This window comes from Paraburkholderia sp. D1E, assembly GCF_052682275.1.
Genome location: NZ_JBQYMB010000001.1, coordinates 8458242 through 8473084, shown reverse-complemented (window position 1 = coordinate 8473084; position 14843 = coordinate 8458242). Strand labels below are relative to the sequence as shown.

The following is a 14843-nucleotide window of genomic DNA, read 5'->3' as shown; positions in this document are numbered from 1 at the left end:
TACGGGCATCGTGTCCTGTCCAGGTAGGAGCGAAATACTCTCCATTGCTAGTGGATCAAAGGATTGCCCAAGGCGGACGATCTCGACGCCTAGATGAGGCTTTCGGGCGTGCTGCTCAGCCAACTCTGAACCCGCGGTTCACTTAAGTTTGAACTATCGGGAGTGTGGTTCGTTTAACTTTGAACGTTCTGGAGCGCATTCAAAACTATAACGGCCAACGGCCGCCGATATCGGCGAATTAGTCCCGATTGGCCACGTCGGTAGCGTCGGCCTGTACCAGTGCGCGCACGAGCAAATACACGGCTGGCAAATTGTCGTCGTCACGTCGCCAGTCGACAGGTTCGTCGAGATCCATCCCGGACAAACGACTTTCCTCAAACCGGACAAACGTCGAGCGTACTGTCTCATCGTGCTTCGCCAGGAAGCCCCGATTCTCAAAGACCTGTTCGTCGATTGTCAGCAGCGTGCGCCAGGTCGGCAATTGTGCGCTGCTTGAGTAACGGCGACGGCCATTGGCAAGGTAACGACCTGCGACCGTGGCAATGATCTGCTGGAGGTCGAGCGACGCGCTGCGAAGTGCGCGTTCGAGGTTGACAGGATTGATATCGTGGACATCCATATCAAGAGCGGAGTTGTTAGTCATACGGTTATCTTCCTGAAGACTCGCGGCAATTCCCAGCATCAAAGTTGATGCTTCAACAACGTTTGGCTTCGCTGTGCCAACAACTGGCGGATCTGGGCAAGATAGTTATCGCCAACCGTACAGTCGCCAACAGGTCGGATATGTTGATGAGGCGTTGGCGGACGTACGCCGAGATAGCGGCACACCGCGGACAGATATGGTTTGCCGTTGCTGCCCAGATGCCGCGCAGCGACAGCCACACGCACGTCTCCGACATGCTTGCGCAACCACGCAAGCGTTTCGCGATCACCGTCGTTCAAGATGCGGATGAGTTGGTTCATGACCGATCCTGTATATAAAAACAGTACTGTAAATTTATACAGTATTCGGCCGGGATGCAAGTTAATTCGCAGGCTGTTGGACTTGGCGGAAAGAAAGCGCTAACAGATCGATACTGCGCTGCTGTTCCCTTGCCCTCGCGAGCAACCAGCGATGGAAGGCGCGGCACTGAGGACGATCGAAAGTACTTTCGCGCCAGGTAAGAAAATACGGCCACGGCAACGGAATGGCCGAAACAACGGGCATCGAGAGCCGCCCCGCCGCAATATCGTCTGCGACCATCGAGCACTGGGCGAGCACGAAACCATGGCCGTCGATCGCAGCCTGAATCGCCACGCTCGACAGGGAATGCACCTGATGCGGTTCGCGCAGTGTGACTGTCTCGACACCGTTCGCGGCGAACCAGTCGCGCCAGGACGGCGGCGAAGCGAACTTTGGCAGCCAGTCAACCGCGATCAACTCGAACGCGGTGAGATCAGCAGGCTTAAGCGCGACCTTGCCCTTGCGCGGCAGGATCTGCGGGCTGCATACCGGCACGACGCTATCGCGGAACAGTTCGATGGAGGTGCCCGCGTCGTCGATACGATCGCCGTAGCTGATTCGAAAGTCGATCTCGTAGACATCCGGCGACGGCTCCGCATGCGAGCCATCCAGGTAGACGCTGATGTCTGGATGCGCCTTTTGCCAGGCATTGATGCGCGGCGCGAGCCACTTCGATAGCAGCGAAGGCAAGGCGCTGACATTGAGGCTGCGCATGTTCTTTGAGCGCTCGATATCGTCCTGCGCGATGCGCAAAGTTTCGAACGCCGCGAGACAACTCTCATGATATCGGCGGCCCGTCGCAGTCAAGCGCATCCGCTTGCCTTCCTTAGTGACGAGCTTCACGCCGAGCGCATTTTCGAGCAGCTTGATTTGCTGACTGACCGCACCGGGAGAAATATCGAGTCTGCGCGCAGTCTCGACAAGGCCGTCGCAGCGGCCAAGTGTTTCGAAAATCTGGATCGCGCGAAGCGGTGCGAGCGTGTTCATATCGAGTTTGGCCGACAAAGACAGTTTAGAAATTCTAAAGTAAATCGCACTTTCCAAGTGCTGTTCTTTTCTATTTTGACTTTCTACAGTCGATGCAAAGGCTGTGTGGGATAGCGCGCAGGGCCGGTGGCAATGAAAAGAGGAAACAGCGATGTTCGTCAGAAACGCGTGGTACGTCGCGGCGCGCAGCGCCGAAGTCCAGCAGTGCCTCATGCCGTTGAAATTGCTCGGCGAACGGGTCGTGCTATTTCGCACCCCGGATGGGGTGGTGGTCGCGCTCGAAGACGCGTGTCCGCATCGCAAGCTGCCGTTGTCGATGGGTCGATTGCTTGGCGATCGAATCGAATGCGGATATCACGGCCTGACCTTTGACTGCGCCGGGGCATGCGTGCGCGCACCGGCCCTGTCGCGCATTCCGCGGGCGGCGCAGGTACGCAGCTATCCTATCGAGGAGCGTTATGGTCTCGTCTGGATCTGGATGGGCGAGGCCAGACTCGCCGATACGGCCCAGATTTTCGATGTTCCAGAATGGGGCGATCCGGCATGGGGCGTGAACGAAGGCGACGCGATGACGGTAGCTTGCAACTATCTCTACGTGACGGACAACCTGCTTGATCCGTCACACGTCGCGTGGGTACATCCGGGCTCGTTCGGCAACGCCGCGTGCGAAGCCGAGCCCTTGAAAACCGTTGCAAACGATGGCGGCGTGACCGTTTCACGCTGGATGCGTGACGTCGATGTCGCACCGTTTTATGCGAAGTTCGTCAAATTCTCCGGACGCTGCGACCGCAAGCAGCACTATGAGGTTCGGTTTCCCTCACACGCGATCATCAAGGCAATCTTCACGCCGGCGGGTACGGGTACCGACGACGGCTCGCAGCACGACCACGTGTTCCTGATGAACTCATACAACTTCATGACGCCGATCGACGAATCGCATACGCGCTACTTCTGGTTTCAGATGCGCAATTTCGATCAGCAAGACGAAGCGGTATCGCGACAATTCAATGAGGACGTGCGCCACGCGTTCGACGAGGACCGCGCCATCCTTGAAGCCGTGCATGAAGGCATGGCAAACCGGCGCACGCCGAATCTCGACCTTGGAATCGACGCTGGTCCACTCAGGTTCCGTCGCGGTGTGCAGCGGCTAATCGACGCCGAGCATGCGGCGTCGGAACCTGCGCCGCTTGTGCGTTTGCCGACTCCGGCAACAGATCAACCGGCGAGGTGATGCGATGAATCTCTCGACGAATTTCGCCAATCAGCGCGAGCGCTTTCTCGAGGCCGCTGCGCGCGTCAAGGCCAATCATGTCGCCTATCCTCACCCGATGTACGGGCCGCGCGGCGAGGCGCTCTCCACGGACGTCGCGATCGTCGGCCCCGCCGGTGCGCAAAAGCGCCTCGTGCTGCTGTCGGGAACTCATGGCGTGGAGGGTTATTACGGCTCCGACAGTCAGATCGCGTTGCTCGAAAATCTACGGGATCGCGCCTTACCTGAAGACACCTGTGTCGTGCTCGTGCACCTCGTCAACCCGTGGGGCACGGCGTGGCTGCGTCGGGTGAATGAAGACAACGCTGACGTCAACCGCAACTACATCGACTTTACGCACGCACCGCCGGCGAATACCGCATACGAAACGCTGCACGAGATCTACCTATGCCGCGATCTCGACGGACCGCAGCGTCAGCGCGCGGATGAGCAACTCGCCATGCACATGCGCAATCTCGGGGAAGCGCGCGTGCGCAATATCACCGAAGCGGGACAGTACCGGCATCCGGATGGCATCTTCTTTGGCGGCACACAGCAGACGTGGACGAACCGCACGGTGCGTCAGATCATGCAGGCACATGTCGCGGGTGCGCGCACTGCCATTGCCTTCGATCTGCACACCGGTGCGGGCGCGTACGGACATCCGATGCTGATGACAATTGCCGAGCGCAAGGTGTCTGCTCACGACACCGCGCAATCGCTGTATGGGCCCTGGCTGTACACGATCCTCACTGCGGCGGACGCGTCGTCCGACAGCGGCGTCGCAGCGACGGCGACCGGTTATACCTCGCAGGCACTGATCGATCAGCTTACCGACGTGGACCTGATGCCACTCGTGATCGAATGCGGTACATACGACGGCGCGCGCGGACACACCTTACTGCGCGACGACCACTGGCTGCATCTGCACGGCGATCCTTTCGATGCGACGGGGCGCCGGATCAAGGCCGCGCTGCTCGAACACTTCTATCCCGCTGACGCCGACTGGCGCGACTTGATCGCGCTGCGCACGCGGCAGATCTGGCAGCGGGCACTCGACGCACTGACGAAGATGTAGTCCGCGAAGACTTTCGCACTACACGGTTCTTTCACCCCACCCACCGGCGGTAAACGTCCACGGTGTAACACACGAACGGGAGCGCATATGAAACGCATCATTCTGGGTGCCGTGCTGGCAATTGCCGCGCTGGCCACGCAGGCAAAGGATATGACGGAGTTACGCTTTGGCGTCGACCCAACCTATGCACCGTTTGAATCGAAATCGCCTTCTGGGCAACTCGTCGGCTTTGAGATCGATCTGGGCAACGAAATCTGCAAGCGCTTGCAGATGCATTGCGTATGGGTTGAAACAGGCTTCGACGGCATCATTCCTGCTCTGCAAGGCAGAAAATTCGACGCAATCCTGTCGGCGATGTCGATTACGCCGAAGCGCGAAGAGCAGGTTGCTTTCTCCCAGCCTCTTTTCAACACGCCGAGCCGCCTGATCGCTAAAGATGGTTCCGGTTTGCAACCAACCGTTCAGTCGTTACGGGGCAAGGCCGTTGGCGTCGCTCAAGGTTCGACACAGGAAGCGTACGCGAAGGCGAACTGGGCGACGGTGGGCATCAACGTGGTGTCGTACGCGAATCAGGAACAGGTATATCCGGATCTGCGCTCCGGTCGCATCGATGCGACCTTCACGGATGCGCTTGCAGGCATCAACGGCTTTCTAAAGACACCGCAGGGCAGCGGTTACGGTTTTGCCGGTCAAGGTGTTAGCGATCCGAAAACACTCGGCAAAGGGGCGGGTATTGGCTTTCGCAAGAACGACTCTGCATTACGCCAGAAGGTCGATCAGGCAATTGATTCGATGCTGAAAGACGGCACGTACAAGCGCATTGAGCAGAAGTACTTCGACATCGATATTCACGGAAGTTGATCGCAGGCCAATCAGTGCAAGTTCCGCTTCAACAGGTCCGATCGGGTTTTTGACGGCATCGTTTCGCCTGGTCGATTCGTGTTCTAGCTGATGGGGGATCCGTCCATTGCGCAATAGACGTCCGCTACGGACGTCTGTCGTCTCGTGGACGAGCAAGCCGCAAAGCACTACTACCAGTTCGACAGAATGGTCATATGTGTTACCGGGGAGCGCGTTGCCCGTCGACCAAGGTAGTAATGAAAAGGGGCATCAAATGAGGCATTCTCACAGTCCGACGCCGCGTTCAATGTGCAAAAGAAGATCTCGTATCTTTACGCCGTCGTTATCGCATTGCTCGATGATGAATTGGTTGAGCAACTGAACCCGGATCTGCCAGGCACAGATAGCGCGAGTATGACGGCCGCCGCCCGCATCGATCATCGAGCCGTTGCTCAACGGGACCGATAGAATTCCCTGCGTAAAGGTGTGTTTTATCGAATAGCGCGACAGAACTGGAGATGCATCGGGTACGGCGCTTCCATGCATATAAAAATGGAGACTGATATGGCTGAGGGACAGGAACAGTTTGAGGAGTACAACGGTTTCATGATTCTCGTCATCGCCGTCCCCGAGTATTCGTCTCACCCGCCAAACATCCCGTTTGCCTATACGGGATACGTCGCGCGCCCTGGTGCCGACGTTCGCTACGCACCGCGGAAGGTGAGCTTTGCCCATCCGTTCGCCGATCTGCTTACTGCCGAAGCGGCTGAACAGGCCGGTTTCGCGGAGGGGCGATCTATCATCGACGGCACCTATCCAGAGGGACTCAATACGAAGGGTTTGTAATCGAAAAGTCGACGGCTGTGGAAACATTTCCGACCAGCCCAGTGCTGACGTCTGGCGTAGTACGACCTGAATCCCGATATCCTGCATGGAGACGGGGCTGCGTCAGAGCTTGCGCGGATCTGTACCTCGCCGGCTCAGGCCTGTTGCGCCTTCTTGTGTGGTGGTGTCATCTTCGCGGCGACTACAAGCCAGCACAACACCAGCCCCGAACACGCAAAAAAGACTGCACTTTGGCCCTCGACCTTGAGAAGCCAACCGCCCACTATCCCGCCCATCGCCAGTCCAATCGACTGCGTGGTGTTGTACACCCCGGTGGCCGCACCCTTGCGCGTGCCCGGCGCCAGTTTCGACACCAGCGAAGGCTGCGAAGCTTCAAGAATATTGAAGCCGAGAAAATAGACGAACAGGATCGCCGCCACGCTGGTAATCGTATGGGGTGCTGTGCCCAGCAGCAACTGTCCGATCAGGACAAGACCGATCGCGCCAAGCAGAACGGCCTTCATCTTGCCGCGCTTTTCGGCCGAGATGATTGCCGGGACCATCATCACGAACGCGAGGCCCATGACCGGCAGATACACTTTCCAGTGGGACACAACCGGCAGGCCGCCTGCTTCGAGCATGCGCGGCACGACCAGAAACAGTGCTGTCTGCGTTGCATGCAACACCAGCACGCCAAAGTTCAGTCGCAGCAGTTCAACGTTGTGCAGCACTTCCAAGAACGGGGCGCGTACGTGTACAGGCTTCGGCGCATCCGGCACGACCCACAGCACCACGCCAATCGCCACAATCGAGAAAATGCCGACCAGAAAAAATAGCCCGCTCATGCCGACCCACTGGAACATGATCGGCGCGCCGACAATGGCAATTGCGAACGAAAGACCAATACTGCCACCCACCATTGCCATCGCTTTGGTGCGATGCTCTTCCGAGGTGAGGTCAGCGATGAAGGCGAGCACCGCTGAAGACACCGCGCCCATTCCCTGAATCACCCGTCCGACGATGATCCACGTAATGTCGTGCGCCCCGGCCGCGACAAAGCTGCCGATTGCAAAGATCAGAAGGCCGGTGGCGATCACTGGCTTACGGCCGACCTTGTCGGATATCCAGCCGTAGAAGATGTATAGCAGCGATTGCGTAACGCCGTACGCGCCTAGCGCGATGCCGACCAGAAGGACATCGTCGCCACCGGGGATCGTTCTCGCGTAGATTGAAAACACCGGCATGATCATGAACAAGCCGAGCATGCGCAGCGCGAACACGCCAGCGAGCGATACGGTCGCGCGCAACTCAGGCGCGCTCATGCGTGAAGATGTTGCGGATGGATTGGACATCGAGTGCAATTTTCGAATGAGTGGGCGGCCGGCACCCGGCACGGCGCACTGGATAAAGACGGCGCAATTCTTTTCCTACCGTCGCCTGGTCAAAACACAGATGCCACCAGCGCCGACGCGCACAGGCCTTTATTTACTGCCATGCACGCAACAGATCGGATGACAGTCGATATCATCTGCCGCGCCTTCCAGCGTCCCTCTTTGCGTTCCAGAATCTCACACGAAACGGTTGCACAGGTAATGCCCGATTCGTCTGGGTGCAGGTTTATTCCGCTCTGCACGAACCGCGCAAAAGGAAGGCCCGGCGACAGAGCCGGGCCCCGGAAGGTCGACCCCGCGCAACGCAGGAACGACTGGACGTAATGGACGCCCCTTACTGACATACTTCATGGACCATTCGACTTCCTTGCAACCACAGAAAGTAGAGGCGCCGCAAAAAACTTTTGATTCCGTTCGGTAGCTCATCTCGCACCCGCTGCCGCCATCCAGCAAAACGCTCCGTCATCCGGAGGCGTCTGGATTGCGGGCCAGCGTATTCGATCTTTCTTAAAGGAAGCTTAAATTCTCTCGCGCAACAGTGTCACTCACTCGCACGACTGTCGCACACGGTGCTACATGGCGTAGACACGCGAAAATCTGGCACACCATGCTATAAATATGGCATATCATGCTACAACTTTGACGGCCTGAATTTAATTGGCTGGATTAGCTGACCGGTTCTACAGGTGGCCGGTCAGCCCGCATGACGCCTGCGAGCCAAACGGTACGGCTTGGTGTGTTACGCGTTTTTCGTAAGAAGGTCTATGTTCGCCGGGTGACGCGGCACAGGGCATACCCGGATCACGTGTCGGACCAAGACATCGACGCGCAGGAAATCGCGCATTGTCCAGATGCTCTCGTCGGCTGGTGTGTGAACCGGCATTGAGGATGAGCAGTTTCTCCACGCGAGGATTCGCCAGATCCAGGAGGCATGTCATGACAGGAGCAAGACTCGGCATCGCAATGCTGCTGATTGCAAGCCTCGCGGGGTGTCATTCCGGGCCAAAACTGAATCAGGCAGCGGGCACTGGTATGGGTAGCACGGCAGGCGCGCAAACGACCAATGTCTCGCCAGCTCAGATCGACGAACTCAACAACCCCAACGGGCCGCTTGCGAAGCGCAGCGTCTACTTCGACTTCGACAGTTACACCGTCAAAAGCGACTATCAGTCTCTTCTGCAGGCTCACGCCCAATATCTCAGAAGCCACCCAAACCGGCACGTACTGATCCAGGGTAATACCGACGAACGGGGAACGACGGAATACAACCTGGCGCTCGGTGAACGACGCTCCGAAGCCGTGCTCCATGAACTCGAGACCCTGGGTGTACCCGACTCGCAACTGGAAGCGGTCAGTCTCGGCAAGGAAAAACCCCTGGCGATGGGCCATGATGAAGCGTCGTGGGCACAGAACCGGCGTGCCGACCTGGTTTACCGCTAGTGCGGCGAGCCCCGTTCGTGAGTGCCGGCTGTTGCGGGCAAGTCCGGTTATGCGTGGCCGGACATGGAACATAACCCGCGGTCAAAGACCGATGAACCAGGTCTCGACATCCATCTCCTCAGCCCAGATCTGGACGTCGAGCATTTCGTGCAATTCGACGGGTTCGCCATGATAGATGCAGCAGAAGCCGTGCGCCGTGCGGTAAACGATCACCCATTCTGGCGCCGGTTCCGGCTTTCCCACTCCCATCCCTCCTGAAACCTGTTTCAGGTAGTCGAGATGAAGTGCCTTGCCGATACGCCTGCGAAGGCCGTCCAGGTCATGTGTCAGTTTCATTGCCAGCTCCTTTGGCGTCGCCGTCGTCCTTTTTCTTTTTTCCTTTCCTGTCAAACGAGCGCACTGCGCCTCGACGGGGTTGGCTTTCGGCTTGCCCCGGAAATATCCTGATGCTGCTCGCAACAGCATCCGCAATGTGCTCCTTGGCAATCACCCCGAGCACACGAACGGGGCCGCGTCCTTCCTGTCGCCCCACCACGACCGCCATCGCCGCGTGCTGCTTCCACAGCCGGGTAATGACCCCGAACGCGACGTCGTTTGCCTGGACGACGATGAAGTTGCGCTGCGCGAGTGTGCCGAGCATGATGTCCGGAGCGCCCTGGCTCACCGCCCGGCGCAGCCCGGTGTTGATGCGCAGAACCCCGTAAATTTCATGTGCCCTGGTGACCACCACATGCCGGAAAGCGACGCCTTCCGCACGGGCAAGCACGTCGTGAAATGGCACGTGCTCATCAAGCACGAAGACATCCGTTTCCATGACCTGCGCCGCGCTCTGTACAAGGAACATGTTGGCATGAAGGGCGTTGGGAATCGGGTGTCCGCGCCGTACCAGCTTGAGTGTGTAGATGCTTTCAGGCGACAGTAGCCGGCGTGCGCCCAGGCTGAAGGCCACCGCGATTATCATAGGCAGCACGATGTCGTAGTCCCGTGTCATCTCGAAGATCATTGCCACGGCGGTCATCGCGGCACCGGTGCCGCCACCCACCATTGCACCCATGCCCACCATCGCAAAGGCGGGTGCGCTGACGGGTGCCCCGGGCAATACCATGGCAACCACGGACGCAAATGACGCCCCGAGCGTCGCACCGATAAAAAGCGATGGGGAAAAAACGCCACCCGACGAACCCGAACCCAGACTGACCGATGTAGCCAGCGTCTTGCACAGCGCCAGCAACAGCAGGAAGGCACCGCCCTGCAACTGTCCGTACAGCGTGGCCTGAATGGTCGCGTAACCGACACCTTCCACGTAGTAGTGGCCCGCGTAGCGCCAGAGCAGATACATCGTCACGCCGACAATCAGCATCCCGAAGGCGTGACGCCCATAACGTCCCGGTATCCGGTCGAATCCATCTTCAGCCCAATGCAGCGCACGGATCAGCAGCGCGGCTGCGGCTCCCGTTACGGCGCCGAGTAGCGCATAGAGAACCAGCGTCAGGGCACTGCCCGGCTGGTTCGGAATGGCACCCAGCTGCGCGGGGACAAAGAACGCAGGCGCGTCACCGAAGAACAGCCGGCCCAGAAAGGTCGCCGTGCCAGTTGCAATCGCCACCGGCAAAAAGGTGTTGACGCTGATTTCCGGCATCATCAGTTCGGTGGCGAACAGCACGCCGCCGATTGGCGTATTGAAGGTCGCGGCAATGCCGGCACCGGCTCCCGCCGCGACCAGCGTAATACGCTGGCCGGCCGTCATGGTCACCAGCTGACAGAGCGTCGAACCGAGCGCCGAGCCGATCTGGATGATCGGCCCTTCGCGCCCCACGGCTGCGCCGGAGCCGATCGCCAGTGCCGACGCGATTGATTTCACAACGGCCACCACCGGGCGGATTGCACCGCGTTTGTAGTAAATCGCGTCCATCACCTCCGGCACGCCGTGTCCCTTCGCTTCTGGTGCAAACGTACTCACGATCCAGGTGACCGCGAGTCCGCCCACGACAGGCACGAGAATGACAAACATGCCCCACGGGGCAGCGGGCGTGAAGTGGCTGGCGTCGTATGCAAATGAAAGATGCCCGAGGAAGAACGCGTTGTGCACCAGTCCAATCAGTCCCCGGAACACGACCGCGCCCAGGCCAGTGACGATACCGACGATGAATGCGAGGAAACATAACGAGTACAGGGCGACCGGCATGACGGAATCGTCGTCGACATGGGCGACCGCGCGCGGCTGTACCGGCGCGACCTTCACGTGGTGTGCATCACTATCTGCGGCCTGGTCAGGCCGGTGAGGTTCGCCCGTCATGGCTTGTCGTCCCCAGAAGGACTACATGGTGGACCTGCTTATGTCATGCATCTCTGGCCGGCCGTTCCGGACATCGTGCCCAGCTTTATTGCGATCTGGAAAGACCCAGCCAGAACCGATTACGTTCCGGCCGCCTCCTATTTTGCCAAGCTATTCCTGCTGCAGAAACCAACCCGTTAGTCAGAACTGGCCGGGCAGCTTCCCTGCTGAACGCTCCCCGGTTGGGGCGGACGGCACGGCATCCGGCACCGCGTGGGGCCTGCTGTAGCGCTCCGACAACGCCTCGTAAAGTGCAGGCGCAAACAGCTTCGACACCTGGCTGGCGATCAGTGCAGTGGCCATCAGCGAGATAACGAGCGCGTGGCCATTGATCATCTCAATTACGATCACGAAAGCGGTAATCGGGCTTTGTGTGACCGCTGCCAGATAACCCACCATGCCAAGGGCGATCAGCATCGGCAACTGCATCTGACCAAAAAGCAGGTGCAGTGCGTTGCCAATACCGGCGCCGATCGCGAGCGATGGCGCAAACAGGCCACCCGGCGCACCTGGCAGATACGATCCCACCATCGAGGCCATCTTGAGCACAGGATATGCAGCGCCCAGCTGCGCGCGTCCTTCCAGCATCGCGCGTGCTTCGGCGTAACCGCTACCGAACGTGTGGCCGCCCGACGCCACACCGATCACGGCGATGACCAGACCGCACGCTGCACCAAATGCCACGGGCCGGCTACGGCGCCAGGCGCTCACCGGCGACGGCATCCAGCGGTGGGTATTCAGCAGCAGCCAGCAGAACACACCGCCGGCAACGCCGGACACGGCACCGATCAACACCACCGCCACCGCCAGCAGATCTGGAAAGCCGCTGCCGACATCGATCGTTCCGAAATACGTATAGTTGCCCTGCAAGCCCAGTGAAACGATACCGGCGAAGATGATCGCAGTAATCAGCACGCCGCTCGTGCGCTGCTCAAAACTGCGGGTCAACTCTTCGATCGCGAAGACGACACCGGCGAGTGGTGCATTGAACGCTGCCGACAGACCTGCCGCGGCACCGGCGAGGGCTAACCGCCGTTCCAGTTCGATGCCCCGTATGGCCCGGAATCTCTGTGGGTAAAAGCGTCGCAGGTTGAACATGAGCGCGGCGCCCACGTGGATCGTCGGCCCCTCGCGGCCGATCGTGAATCCCCCGAGTATCGAGAGGAATGACACCACAATCTTGCCGATGAGGATCCGGATACTCAGCAGACGTGGCGCAAGATCACCACTGTCATGGAGTGTGGCGATGACCTGTGGGATGCCGCTGCCTTCGGAACCGGGAAAGTAGCGCCTGGTCAGCCACACTCCCAGCGCGCCGATTGCCGGGGTGACAGGAAGCGGCAGCCACCAGTACCGCGTCGCATAGCGCAGGAAAGCGTCATAGCCGAAGTCGATCAGTTTCGCGTAGAAAACCGCGACGAGCCCGGTCGCGATGGCGCCCAGCCAGAACACGCCGTAATGCAACCACAGCCGCCGTGCGTGCTGTATTGCGCGTTTATCGATCAATGCCGTTATGCGCATTCTGCCACCGCAAATGTTTGAGTATAAGCGATCTGGCACACTGTGACATATATGCAATCAGGTGGTCGCGACCACCTGGCAAACTGCGCAAGTGTAAAAAGGGGCGCTTACTGCCTGCCTGCGCCGCCGAATACCCATCCGAACGACTCCATCTCGGACTTATGCAACGCAGCCAGTTTCAGCAGGCAGCGCTCGCCCTTCGCGGTGAGATGCACCTGGACCTGACGACGATCTATCGGGTCTGGCTTGCGAACCACAAGGCTGGCCGCTTCGCAGCGCGAGACCAGTGCGGCAGTTCCATTCGGAGCAGCCTGCAGGCGCACGGCAAGCTCGCCAACCGTCGCCCATTGCCGGTCCGGAAACCCTCTGACATGGAGCAGTAGCTGATACTGCAACGGCGTGACGCCTTCTGCGTGCGTGATCTCCTCCGAGAACCGGAGAAACTGCCGTAGCTGGTAACGGAACTCGGACATCGCCTCCAGATCCTGCTTGCCCGGTGTCTTGACGATAGCGCCTTTGCGGGAAGCTCATCCCACCTCCATAAAATTCGATAACCCGTTGAAAATATGTCACCTTGTGCCTAAAATTTAAGGTGACATTGACGTGCCCGGATACGGTGCGCGAGATACTGCAGTGCGGCAGCGAATGCGGAAATCAGCAACCGTTTGCTGTGCCCATATGCTGTCGGCATTTACAGAATTTTAAAACGTCTGAACCCGAGGAGGCTGGTGTCAACGTGCTGTCCAATTTGTCTGTTCGGGCAGTTTCGACATCCACCCGTGTGGGAGCAGTAGATGATTCGTTACTTTGCATGCGCGTTCGTTGCCGCGTCGGCGACAGTCCTACCGGTTGCGGCCGTCGCAGGCGCGCAAGGTGTCGTGCGGGTTGCAATGCTGGAGTCCAGTGGTCCGGGGGGCGTTCCAGCTGAATCAACCCTAAGCCGGCGCAACATTGAAAACATCGCCGTGAGTCCGGGACGATACCGCTCGCCCTCTGTTATCAACGGTCCTACCTATTTCCCCGCGTTGCGACGCTACGAACGCCAGCAGTTACAGGATCACCAGCGACTACAGGGATACGGTTTCGGCACTGGCTGGAGCGCGAAACCGCGATAGTCAGCGTCAACCCCCACCTCCGCCTCCGCGTGACCTCATGCCTGACGGATCAACCACCGGAACGCTCGTCTCAGCTCCGCAGCCCCTCCTGTGCCATACCAGCGGCCGTGCGCGAGGATGACACGCTCCGGGTCCCATCCGATCATCTTTTCCACGGCGAGTCTAAGATCGTTTCTGTTCGGTTGAAGCGCAAACATGAGCCGCATATCGCGCGGCATCTGCCCGTCGGGATGTCGCACCCCCCTGACGAGCGTCAAAACACGCGCAACACGAGAATCAAGCCTCTCCACTTCGAAGTTCTCTATCAGGTCGGTAAGGATCAGGGTTCGCAAGCTGCGATGAAAGAACACGATCTCCGTAAAATGACGACCTGCAACCGGCAAGGTGACCAGATCTTGCTCCCATTCGTAGTCGGTGATGCCGTTCAATGGCAGACGATGGTTGCCGCGCGGGTGCGACATATTATCCTCGCCACCTGGGGCCGCATATACCAGTGCGTCTGGATACGCCTCTGCCCAGTCCTGAAGCCATCGGGAGTGTAATCGGTTGGGGCCGATGAGCCAGCGCGGTGTGCCAACCTGCGCCACTGCGGCTTGAAGGGAAGCCGTGAGCCGGGTGGGCGAATGAATGAACAGTTTCCGCCCAGCAGTTCGCACGATCGTCATCCTGGTCGGAAACGCCATCCTGAAGCACGGCACGCCGAACCGGATCGCTGGGCCGTCCACGACCCAGACGTCCGGCCCAACCTCCTTCATCGTGTCCAGTGGCGGATACGTCACCGTCGGCGTTGCGCGACTGTCCATTGTCCTCGTTGGCCTGAAAGTGCCGCACTACGCGGAACGGCGCCGTGGTTGGAATGGTGCAAGCCCATATCTGTTGCGGGATAACAGTTTTTGCCACAGCATGACATGAACTGAGGTACCCAGTTGGGCATGGCGTCGCAGGATCTGATTCAGGGGTGCCAACGCTGCCCATTGCGTTCAGGTCCGATCCCGATTGCGGGCGCCGCCTTGTAGCCGGCTGCGAATGAAGACAGGTCGTCAACCGCCGAGTCGGATC

General features: G+C 59.2%; 15 protein-coding genes. 5 read left to right on the top strand and 10 right to left on the bottom strand.

All coding sequences use genetic code 11. From position 1 onward, the window contains the following. Positions 1–238 precede the first annotated feature (238 nt). The 3 genes from ACUN0E_RS38125 to ACUN0E_RS38115 all read right to left on the bottom strand — a co-directional run bounded on the left by ACUN0E_RS38125 (position 239) and on the right by ACUN0E_RS38115 (position 1990). On the bottom strand, positions 239–682 hold the full coding sequence (locus ACUN0E_RS38125; RefSeq protein WP_445569861.1) for a DUF2471 domain-containing protein: 444 nt from the start codon (positions 680–682) through the stop codon (positions 239–241). Beyond that, a complete protein-coding gene (locus ACUN0E_RS38120; RefSeq protein ID WP_408332991.1) occupies positions 682–963 on the bottom strand; it encodes a hypothetical protein in 282 nt (93 codons plus the stop codon). The genes ACUN0E_RS38125 and ACUN0E_RS38120 overlap by 1 nt, the downstream gene beginning before the upstream one ends. A 61-nt stretch (positions 964–1024) precedes the next feature. Next, positions 1025–1990, bottom strand: coding sequence for a LysR substrate-binding domain-containing protein (locus tag ACUN0E_RS38115; RefSeq protein WP_445569860.1), 966 nt, complete (start codon positions 1988–1990; stop codon positions 1025–1027). 151 nt (positions 1991–2141) lie between these two features. On the opposite strand from ACUN0E_RS38115, the gene ACUN0E_RS38110 reads away from it, so the two are divergent. From ACUN0E_RS38110 to ACUN0E_RS38100, 3 genes are all read left to right on the top strand, one after another. Continuing rightward, positions 2142–3221 carry an aromatic ring-hydroxylating dioxygenase subunit alpha gene (locus ACUN0E_RS38110; protein WP_445569859.1) on the top strand — a complete coding sequence of 360 codons (1080 nt, stop codon included), beginning with the start codon at positions 2142–2144 and terminating at the stop codon, positions 3219–3221. Positions 3222–3225: 4 nt separating this feature from the next. After that, complete coding sequence (locus ACUN0E_RS38105; RefSeq protein WP_445569858.1) at positions 3226–4317, top strand: DUF2817 domain-containing protein; 1092 nt, start codon at positions 3226–3228, stop codon at positions 4315–4317. Positions 4318–4404: 87 nt separating this feature from the next. Further along, positions 4405–5178, top strand: coding sequence for an ABC transporter substrate-binding protein (locus tag ACUN0E_RS38100; protein ID WP_445569857.1), 774 nt, complete (start codon positions 4405–4407; stop codon positions 5176–5178). A gap of 264 nt (positions 5179–5442) precedes the next feature. Here the strand turns inward: ACUN0E_RS38100 and ACUN0E_RS38095 are convergent, their stop codons facing one another. After that, entirely contained in the window at positions 5443–5598 is a 156-nt protein-coding gene (locus tag ACUN0E_RS38095; RefSeq protein WP_445569856.1) for a hypothetical protein, read from the bottom strand. Positions 5599–5721: 123 nt separating this feature from the next. Between ACUN0E_RS38095 and ACUN0E_RS38090 the strand changes: the two genes are divergently transcribed. Then, entirely contained in the window at positions 5722–6003 is a 282-nt protein-coding gene (locus ACUN0E_RS38090; protein WP_445569855.1) for a hypothetical protein, read from the top strand. 134 nt (positions 6004–6137) lie between these two features. On the opposite strand, the gene ACUN0E_RS38085 is transcribed toward ACUN0E_RS38090, so the two are convergent. Further along, on the bottom strand, positions 6138–7334 hold the full coding sequence (locus ACUN0E_RS38085; protein WP_445569854.1) for an MFS transporter: 1197 nt from the start codon (positions 7332–7334) through the stop codon (positions 6138–6140). A gap of 975 nt (positions 7335–8309) precedes the next feature. On the opposite strand from ACUN0E_RS38085, the gene pal reads away from it, so the two are divergent. Next, a complete protein-coding gene (gene pal / locus ACUN0E_RS38080; RefSeq protein WP_121111261.1) occupies positions 8310–8813 on the top strand; it encodes a peptidoglycan-associated lipoprotein Pal in 504 nt (167 codons plus the stop codon). 81 nt (positions 8814–8894) lie between these two features. On the opposite strand, the gene ACUN0E_RS38075 is transcribed toward pal, so the two are convergent. The 5 genes from ACUN0E_RS38075 to ACUN0E_RS38055 all read right to left on the bottom strand — a co-directional run bounded on the left by ACUN0E_RS38075 (position 8895) and on the right by ACUN0E_RS38055 (position 14587). Continuing rightward, entirely contained in the window at positions 8895–9149 is a 255-nt protein-coding gene (locus ACUN0E_RS38075; protein WP_097395137.1) for a hypothetical protein, read from the bottom strand. Next, a complete protein-coding gene (locus ACUN0E_RS38070; RefSeq protein ID WP_445569853.1) occupies positions 9133–11109 on the bottom strand; it encodes a chloride channel protein in 1977 nt (658 codons plus the stop codon). Before ACUN0E_RS38070 ends, ACUN0E_RS38075 begins: the two co-directional genes overlap by 17 nt. A gap of 180 nt (positions 11110–11289) precedes the next feature. Then, positions 11290–12669 (bottom strand): chloride channel protein, encoded by a 1380-nt coding sequence (locus ACUN0E_RS38065; RefSeq protein ID WP_445569852.1) that lies wholly within the window; start codon positions 12667–12669, stop codon positions 11290–11292. A gap of 107 nt (positions 12670–12776) precedes the next feature. Continuing rightward, positions 12777–13142: a MarR family winged helix-turn-helix transcriptional regulator gene (locus tag ACUN0E_RS38060; protein WP_445569851.1), complete on the bottom strand. Its 366-nt coding sequence runs from the start codon at positions 13140–13142 to the stop codon at positions 12777–12779. 677 nt (positions 13143–13819) lie between these two features. Next, positions 13820–14587 carry a DUF4336 domain-containing protein gene (locus ACUN0E_RS38055; protein ID WP_445569850.1) on the bottom strand — a complete coding sequence of 256 codons (768 nt, stop codon included), beginning with the start codon at positions 14585–14587 and terminating at the stop codon, positions 13820–13822. Between the last annotated feature and the right edge of the window lie 256 nt (positions 14588–14843).